The sequence below is a fragment of the Vibrio sp. S12_S33 genome (assembly GCF_963889785.1).
GTDB lineage: Bacteria > Pseudomonadota > Gammaproteobacteria > Enterobacterales > Vibrionaceae > Vibrio > Vibrio aestuarianus.
Window position 1 is genome coordinate 1 of record NZ_CAWPQZ010000073.1, and the last position, 8,731, is coordinate 8,731.

7 protein-coding genes and 1 pseudogene are annotated in these 8,731 nt (G+C 37.6%); 1 reads left to right on the forward strand and 7 read right to left on the reverse strand.

Annotated elements, in window-relative coordinates; all coding sequences use genetic code 11:
• Window positions 1–232 precede the first annotated feature (232 nt).
• The gene (locus tag AACW06_RS18295) at window positions 233–1,714 is read left to right on the forward strand and encodes a carboxypeptidase M32 (RefSeq protein ID WP_192076174.1); all 1,482 of its coding nucleotides are present in this window, start codon (window positions 233–235) and stop codon (window positions 1,712–1,714) included.
• Window positions 1,715–1,903: 189 nt separating this feature from the next.
• On the opposite strand, the pseudogene tnpC reads toward AACW06_RS18295, so the two are convergent.
• From tnpC to AACW06_RS18330, 7 genes and pseudogenes are all read right to left on the reverse strand, one after another.
• A pseudogene (gene tnpC / locus AACW06_RS18300) lies at window positions 1,904–2,768 on the reverse strand (IS66 family transposase); the annotation flags it as partial.
• A 48-nt stretch (window positions 2,769–2,816) separates the two neighbouring features.
• Entirely contained in the window at window positions 2,817–3,455 is a 639-nt protein-coding gene (locus AACW06_RS18305; protein ID WP_192076175.1) for an L-fuculose-phosphate aldolase, read from the reverse strand.
• A 52-nt stretch (window positions 3,456–3,507) separates the two neighbouring features.
• Window positions 3,508–4,980 (reverse strand): rhamnulokinase, encoded by a 1,473-nt coding sequence (locus AACW06_RS18310; protein ID WP_192076176.1) that lies wholly within the window; start codon window positions 4,978–4,980, stop codon window positions 3,508–3,510.
• Between the two features lie 18 nt (window positions 4,981–4,998).
• Window positions 4,999–5,976 carry a ribokinase gene (locus AACW06_RS18315; RefSeq protein WP_192076177.1) on the reverse strand — a complete coding sequence of 326 codons (978 nt, stop codon included), beginning with the start codon at window positions 5,974–5,976 and terminating at the stop codon, window positions 4,999–5,001.
• The gene (locus AACW06_RS18320) at window positions 5,969–7,000 is read right to left on the reverse strand and encodes an ABC transporter permease (RefSeq protein ID WP_192076178.1); all 1,032 of its coding nucleotides are present in this window, start codon (window positions 6,998–7,000) and stop codon (window positions 5,969–5,971) included. The genes AACW06_RS18315 and AACW06_RS18320 overlap by 8 nt, the downstream gene beginning before the upstream one ends.
• Window positions 7,001–7,012: 12 nt before the next feature.
• A complete protein-coding gene (locus AACW06_RS18325) occupies window positions 7,013–7,996 on the reverse strand; it encodes an ABC transporter permease (protein ID WP_202884112.1) in 984 nt (327 codons plus the stop codon).
• Window positions 7,986–8,621: an ATP-binding cassette domain-containing protein gene (locus AACW06_RS18330; protein ID WP_202884113.1), complete on the reverse strand. Its 636-nt coding sequence runs from the start codon at window positions 8,619–8,621 to the stop codon at window positions 7,986–7,988. Before AACW06_RS18330 ends, AACW06_RS18325 begins: the two co-directional genes overlap by 11 nt.
• Between the last annotated feature and the right edge of the window lie 110 nt (window positions 8,622–8,731).

Genomic DNA, 8,731 nt, shown 5'->3' on the forward strand with positions numbered 1-8,731 from the left:
TTTGCGCAAATTCATCACCTATAGAGCAAGGTCGATGCCAACCTTAAGATTGTTTAATTTCAATGAGTTATAATGACAAATGAAACATATTGAGCAATAACCTGCCTAGCGTAAGCAACTTTTTGCTTTGCTAGGTAGAAAATTGCGATAAATCAGAAAGTTGAACGCTTGGTTGAAGTGATATTGATTGCTACACTCATCTCTTATTTTTGAGTCACGGAAGGCAAATGTCATGTATGCATTCGATAAGTTAGTACAACATTCTAAAAAAATATCTCACTTTAGCCATTTAGCGGCCATTTGTGGCTGGGACCAAGCAGCAGTTATGCCTTCAGGAGGTGCGCAAGCTCGTTCGGAAGCAATGGCACAGCTATCGGTACATATTCATAGCTTGTTAACTCAACCCCAGTTGTCTGATTGGTTTGCTCAGGCAGAAACAGAAGCATTGAATAATGAACAAAAATCGATATTACGCGAGCTAAAACGCCAATGGTTACAAGCAAATGTACTTCCAGAAGCATTAGTTCAAGCCAAGTCTTTGGCTGGTTCTAAATGTGAGCATGCATGGCGTACTCAACGTAGTAACAACGATTGGGTCGGTTTCGAAAAAAATTGGGCGGAGGTGGTTAAGCTATCTCAAGAAGAAGCACAAATTCGCGCGGATGCAACTGGGTTTACACCTTACGATGCTATGCTCGACATATATGAACCTGGCACTAATACCGAATCTCTTGACCGTGTTTTCTCTAATGTGAAGACCTGGTTACCTGATCTCATTGATCAAGTTATTGATAAGCAAAAGTCTGAGCATATCATTTTGCCTAGCGGACATTACCCTGCTGAGAAACAAAAAGCACTCGGTTTGGAAGTAATGAAACTACTGCAATTTGACTTTGAACATGGCCGACTCGATGAAAGTGTTCACCCTTTCTGCGGTGGTGTTCCGAGCGATGTTCGCATCACCACTCGTTATAATGAAGCCGAATTTATACAATCTTTGATGGGTATCGTCCATGAAACTGGCCACGCTCGTTATGAACAAGGATTGCCTAAAAACCTTGCTGGGATTCCGGCAGGCGAAGCTCGCTCAATGGGGATACATGAATCTCAATCTTTGTTTTTTGAAATGCAAATTGGTCGTAGCAACGCATTTATTGAACACCTTACAAAACTTTCAGCCAAACATATCGCTGGTAATGAAGCAAATGTATTTGAACTCAATAATTTCCAAAAAATTTACACTCGTGTAGAGAAAGACTTTATTCGCGTTGATGCTGATGAACTTACCTACCCTGCTCATGTCATTCTACGCTATGAAATTGAACGTGATTTGATGAATGGTAAAATTCAACATACTGATATTCCTGAGCTATGGGATCAACAAATGCAGACGTATCTAGGGCTATCGACTAAAGATAATTATAAAAACGGCTGTATGCAGGACATTCACTGGACGGATGGGAGCTTTGGGTACTTCCCCAGCTATACATTAGGCGCTATGTATGCCGCGCAATTTATGGCATCAATGAAACAGACTGTGGATGTAGACAAAGCTATTAGAGAAGGAAATTTATCACCAATTTTCAGATGGTTACATGATAACATCTGGAGTAAAGGTAGCTTGTTAACAACCAGTGAACTGGTTAGCTCCGCTACTGGTGAAACGTTAAATCCTGAGCATTTTAAAGCTCACTTAAAAAGTCGTTACCTCTAATTTGGTTACAGACATGTACTCTGTTTTTCCACTGAGTACATGTCTGTTTTTTAAAGCAAATTATTCGAGTTTTAGAGAAGAGTTGCATGTAGGGATCTGCTCCGCTATCAATGGACTACTACTTCACCATCACTCAATTCAAAAATTGCATCATGATTAAAATGTAAGCGTTCACCAGCAGCGTGTTGACTAAGTGTTTAGGTAAAACTCATTTGTTTAAGAGCGAGCACATTTGGGTATGGCTGCTGACGAACAACAGCGTTGACTATGCGTGAAAGCGTATCAAGTGACGATATCTTTCGCTTTTTACACGTTTCGATTAGCGAGTGTAGACGGTCTCGAAAGTTATCGCCTGCATCCGAGGTAGTGCCGTAGCTGATTTTTCTTTGAATGACAAAGCCACGAAGTCGACGTTCAGCTTCATTGTTGGTTAATGGTATTTTGGGGTTAGTTAAGAACAACCACAAGCTTGGGCTATGCTCATCCAGTTTTTTGCAGCGACCTTGATAGCGTTGAATTGGTATTTGCTTGATCCCTTTATTGAGCCAGTAATTAAAACGCTGTCTTATTCGACTTAATCTGTTTAGGTACAGGCTATATTTTATCGTTTCGGACTCCCAACGATGTCGCGTTCGAAAGACTAATTTGCTCAGCATCACAAGTCGTTGCCCTATTTTAGCTGTATGTCCTTTACTGTGTAATCCGCAATCTGTTGTAAGTTTCGGATCACGCGTGACCAACATAGCTGATGTTTATTTGGTGATATCCAGTTGTAACCACCATATTGGTCACTGACGACAACCCCAGAATAATTGGCTCCCAGAACCACTTTAGCTGAGTGAATGGAGCGAGAGAATAGGATCTTTTCGTACACTAAATCGTCGCTCGATACTAACCAGCACCACCGTAAACGCTCTTCACTATTTCGTGAGTGTGAAGTCTCATCAACGTGTACTAACGGAGCCGTTTGAATATTACTTTTGATGGCTTGGTGCTGTGGGGTAAGCATTGAGTCAACACGAGTTTGAGCTTCACTGATTGCGCCAATTGAAAAGTAGACAAAAGTCAATTACCTACTGGTGAACGGTTACGAATAACTAACCTATTGCCTCAAACCATAAGTTTTGAACTTTTCCAATACCACATCAATTTCCTCATCAGGTAATACTGGTACATCACCAATAGCTAAAAGCTTGAGATATATTTTAGCTAAGACTTCTACTTCATGCGCTAGCCACAACGCTTTCTCTAAATTAGCTTCCGCAGCAATCATGCCATGATGCTGTAATAATATGGCTTTACGACTACGCATAGCCGCGGTTACATGATGAGACAAAACCTCAGAACCAAAGGTCGCGTATGGAGCACATGGGATATCTTTCCCCCCACCTGCCGCAACCATATAATGAATAGCGGGAATCGACTTATTGAGAATTGAAACACCAGTGCAGTTTAGGGCATGATTGTGAATCACCGCATTAGCATCTGGTCGAACTTGATAACATGCCAAATGAAAACGCCACTCACTCGACGGTAGTTTTCCTGCTTCACTATTGCCATAATTATCGACATAAACAATTTGCTCTGGCGATAATATCTCATAGGGAATACCACTTGGCGTGATCATCATCCCTTGATCATAACGCACACTTACATTACCAGCAGTTCCTTGATTTAAACCCAATTGAGTCATTTCAAGGCAAGTATCTATAATATTTTGCGCAACTTGTAGCTTATTCATATTATATTCCTATTGATGTTGTAATCTAAACAGTTGTGTAGTTTTGATGAGGTTATTGGATCTTAGAACTAATCAGGTCTACAAATCTCTTCCAATGAGGAGCAAACTCTTTTAAGTTCTGCGGTTCAAAGTAAGTCAGTTCAAAAGAATCTTTAATCATTATTCGTGCATCAGCAATATTATCCAATTGGTTTAAGGAAATCATTTGCACCACAATATTCCCCAATGCTGAACCTTCTATCGGACCACATACTACTTTTATTTGACACACATCAGCCGTAAGCTGACACAGCATTTCATTTTGAATTCCTCCTCCTACCATATGTAGTTGTTCAAACTTATGTGACTTCGATTGCTCTAGTTGTTCAATCCCAACCCTGTACGCTAATGCAAGGCTTTCAAAAATACAGCGTGCAATCTCACCTAATGACTGAGGTACAGGTTGTAAAGTTTGTTTACAATAAGCGCGAATCTCGTCAACCATATTTTTTGGATTTAAAAACCGGGTATCATTTGGGTCGATAAAACTTCTCCAAGATTTTACCTGACTTGCTGCTTGCACCAACTCTCCATACGACATTGTTGTTTTCGAATCCATTTTTACTCTTTGGATTAGCCACATCCCTATCATGTTTTTTACAATAGAAAAACTATCATAAACCCCTCTTTCATTACTAAAGCCTGCATTACGAATTTCGCTTCCTAATAGAGGCGTGGAACTCTCTATACCTAACAGAGACCAAGTTCCAGAGCTAATCACAGCCCAATACTTACTGGTAGCAGGTACCGCCACAAAAGCTGATGCCGTATCATGGCTTGCGGGTGCAATAATTTTAGCTTTACTGCGCAAACCAAGCTGGTCGGCTAATTTTGGATTAAGCTTACCAATTACGGTTCCAGCTGGTATTGGTCTCGTTAAAGTATTAATGGGCAACTTAATTAGTTGCAAAATTTCAGAACTCCAATTTTTGCCATCTAACGAAAGCATTTGGCTCGTCGAAGCGATCGTTTGTTCGATCATTTTTTTGCCACTTAGCAAATAGTGAAAATAGTCTGGTGTAAAAAGAAAACTTCGAACTTTTGCTAATTTTCTTGGATTTGTGTCTGATAACGACATCAACTGATACAGAGTGTTATATATTGATGACTGGATACTAGTAAGACAAAACATATCGGATTCATCAATTAAACATTCTCGCTTTGCAATATAACCATTTGTTCTCAAGTCGCGATAAGCTACATCTGGAAGTAATTTTTTGTCAAATTCATCAAGTAAAACAAAGTCAACCCCCCACGTATCAACACCAATGCTCAGAATATTAAACCCCATACTTTCAACTTTTTTAAGCCCAACGCATATCTGATTAAATAATATATGATGTTCCCATTGCCACTCTCCATCATTAAAAATAATTACATTATCAAACCGGTGGATTTCTTTAATATATAATTTACCTTGATCAACATAACCAGCCATCACTCGACCATTTGATGAACCTAAGTCTACGGCAATACAAACATTCATTATGTTGCTCCTTAAAAATCATATCCTAAGAACTGGATCAAACTTAATTGGTATTATTGGGTTATTAGTCATTTTCTTCTCGATTGTCAAAATATCAGGCATAGCTAAAGACGTGCCATTTTTTTCGACTGAACATGAAGCAACAGCACTGGCAAATAGACAAGCATCAACGAGAGACAAACCTTCAGCAATTTTGGCAGCAAGGGCTCCACTAAAAGCATCACCTGCTCCTGTCGTATCAATAGGCACAGTCGGATATGGAGGGATAATATAAGTACCTGTAGTATCGGAAAGAAATGCACCTTTACTACCCATCGTAATTATAATATTCTTTGTGCCTTTTGCATGGAGAATGCTAGCCGCCTCAAATGCTGATTCGAAAGACAAAATTGTTATTCCCGTTAATAAAAACGCCTCAATCTCATTAGGTGTAATGACATCCACTTTAGATAAAATACATTCATTGAATTTCTGAAATGGCGCTGGATTCAAGATCGTAAAGACCCCTTCACGAAAAGCTGTCTCAATCAAAATTTCGATTGCATCAACATTGTTTTCTAGTTGCGTAAGAAGAACATCACTTGCTTTAATTACAGGTAAACATTGTGCTATTTCTGATGTCGTTATCGTTAAATTAGCACCTGGATCTACAACAATCATGTTCTCAGCATTTTCACTAGAAACAAAAATTAATGCACTCCCAGTAGGTTTAGTCTTAGATATGAATAATGTAAGAACATCAATTTCTGTTTGTTCAAGATGCTCTCGTGCCATTTTAGCGTAATAGTCATCACCAAGTTTGCCAATATAATGAACCTTCGCTCCTATCGAACTAGCCGCTATAGCCTGATTCGCCCCTTTTCCACCTGGACCAGTATTACTACCATTCGCTATCATAGATTCTCCTGGTTTTGGTAATCTAGGTGCTTTAGCGACTATATCCAAGTTATATGAACCAAATACACAAATTCGTCCATTATTACGCTTATTATTCATGATTATTTTTATCCTTTATCACTGACGTATTTGATTTTTTAATAGCGTTATTGTTATTGAATATATACCTGCATATCAAAACAACGATAAGTGCTATTCCCCACATTGCCAAACTAAAATGAGGACTTACTCCCATAAGGTTCAGGCCGGTAGATATAGTTTGAAGAACAAATAGAGACAATACCGTATTTAATACCCTACCAAATCCACCAAAAGGATCTGCACCACCCAATATAACCGCAAGAACAGTGAGCAATAAATAAGAATCTCCATACCCCATACGTGCTGAGTTAAACCTGGCCATCATAATCAAACCAGCAAATACACATAGCATATTAGAAACTATATATATCACGATGGTCACTTTGTGAGTATTAACACCACTGAAATATGTAGCATTAATATTACTTCCTGACATGTATATATACTTCCCAACATCCGTCTTTTCTAAAAAAACATAAAGAAAGAAAGAAATAATCAGAAATATAATAAGTGACAATGGAATACTAAAAAAAGTTTCAGAACCGACGGACAATAAAATATCTGGTATACCACTAATTGCAGCACCATGTGTTAGCCAAATACCAACCCCTTTTAATAGCGTCATAACACCTAAAGTAACTAATATTGGGTGTATTCCAATATATGCAATAAAATAACCAGTTAAAATTCCAATTAAAAAAGCAATAAATAACGCACCAAAAAGTGCAATAGTCAACCATAGGCATTGAACTGCAATACTAGCATCAGTCGGCATTAAACTTACAAAAACCCATGCCATAAAAAGACCAGTTATATTAGATGTTGTTATTATAGAAAGATTTAATCCACCACTTAAAATTGCTACAAACATCCCCAACGTCAATAAACCCAACTCAGGAAGTTGATAAGCAATACTCATAAACGTAGTTACTTGAAAAAAATTATCTGGACTAATTAAACTAAATATAAAAATAACAATAGCAAGTAAGGCAAGCATCCCTACAATAGCTCTATCAAGTTTACTTATAATATTATAACTCATATTATTTTTCTCTTAAGAAAAGCCAAAATTTGTTTCTTGCCGCTTGCCAAAATGCGTTACTGTAATAGCAATTAATATGACGGATCCAATAACAACATTTGAAAAGTAATTTGAAACACCAATTAGATTCAATCCATTTTTTAGTATTCCAATACAGAACACCCCCATTATTGTCCCAAAGACACTTCCTTTACCTCCGCTTAAGCTAGAACCACCTAGCACAACTGCCGCCAAAACATCAAGTTCTGTGCCAACTAACGCACTCGGTACGACCTCATTAACACGATATATCTGTACCAAACCACCGATTGCAGCCATAACGCCACACCATCCATAAGCAAAAAAATGAATAAATGCTACATTGACTCCGACCCGACGGGCAGATTCGACGCTTCCACCAGTGGCATATAATTGCCTACCAATATTTGTTTTCTTTAATAAGAACCAACTTATTATACTTAATATAATTAAAGTTAAGAATGGCAACCCTATTTGGTATCTTACACCTTCGTAAGTAAATGGAATAACGTGGTAGAAATCCATCATCCACTCTGGCAAATTATATATATTAATGCCATTTGTTAACCACATAAGCAACCCAAATAATACAGACTGCATACTAATTGTTATTATGATAGATACAATGTTAAAATAATATATTAATGTTGCATTAATAAAGCCAAACATTAATCCAAGGAACATAGCTGCAACAATACCTAATGTTGGATCAGAGAAGCCAAATTTCATAGCGAACGTTGCCACAATATACTGGACACTTGAAGCTATTGCAGCGAAAGATATATCTATACCACCCGTAACCAATACTACAAATAATCCAAGAGCAAAGATCCCCATAACAGAATAGCTTTCAGCCAAATCAAGTAGATTTCTTATTGTGAAAAAACTATCTGTATTTAAAGCAAAAAAAACTGATAGGATAATAATTACCAATCCTAACCATAACTCAATGGATGAATTTTTAAGCTTAAATACCATCGACAGCCTCCAATAAATTTTCTATGGACATATCCTTGGGTTTGAAATGATTAATTACTCGTCCCTTATCGAAATGGAGTATTTCATCACTATTATAATAAATTTCAGGAATTTCATCTGAAATAAATACTATGGCAACTCCTTGGTCTGCTAGATTTCTAATTAATTTATAAATGCTGTCTTTTGCCCCGACATCAACCCCAACGGTTGGTGAATCTAATATTAACACTTTGGGGTTAGTTAACATCCACTTAGCCAATACAATTTTTTGTTGATTTCCACCTGACAAAGTCGATATTGGGTCATGAATATTGTTTGATTTTACATCCAAGCTTTCTATCCATTTTTCTACGGTAGACTTAACAAGATCATTGTCTATCAACCCTATCGTATTTTTCATCTCAGTAATAACTGAAAGAATTGTATTATCCTCAACAGATTGCTCAAGTATTAAACCTAGAGTTAGTCTATCTTCTGAAATGTAACCTATTCCCGACTTTAAGGCATCTGTATGAGATCTAAATTTTACTGGTGCTCCATTTAAATAAATCTTACCTTCATCAGGTTTAGTTATACCAAATAGGGATAAAGCAAGCTCTGTTCTTCCTGCAGGGCGGGATCGCACTTTGTTAACAGATGTGATCTAATAACCTCAAACCCTTTGCTATGTGCCCATTTTGAACTTAATTGAACATTTGTCAGTCGTTGAAGATACCCGTTCTGACATTAATCAAA

Bases quoted from the DNA above. Each gene is read 5' to 3' on its own strand.
- AACW06_RS18305 (WP_192076175.1), bottom strand. From the start codon at position 3,455: ATGAATAAGCTACAAGTTGCGCAAAATATTATAGATACTTGCCTTGAA.
- AACW06_RS18310 (WP_192076176.1), bottom strand. From the start codon at position 4,980: ATGAATGTTTGTATTGCCGTAGACTTAGGTTCATCAAATGGTCGAGTG.
- AACW06_RS18325 (WP_202884112.1), bottom strand. From the start codon at position 7,996: ATGGTATTTAAGCTTAAAAATTCATCCATTGAGTTATGGTTAGGATTG.
- AACW06_RS18320 (WP_192076178.1), bottom strand. From the start codon at position 7,000: ATGAGTTATAATATTATAAGTAAACTTGATAGAGCTATTGTAGGGATG.
- AACW06_RS18315 (WP_192076177.1), bottom strand. From the start codon at position 5,976: ATGAATAATAAGCGTAATAATGGACGAATTTGTGTATTTGGTTCATAT.
- AACW06_RS18295 (WP_192076174.1), top strand. From the start codon at position 233: ATGTATGCATTCGATAAGTTAGTACAACATTCTAAAAAAATATCTCAC.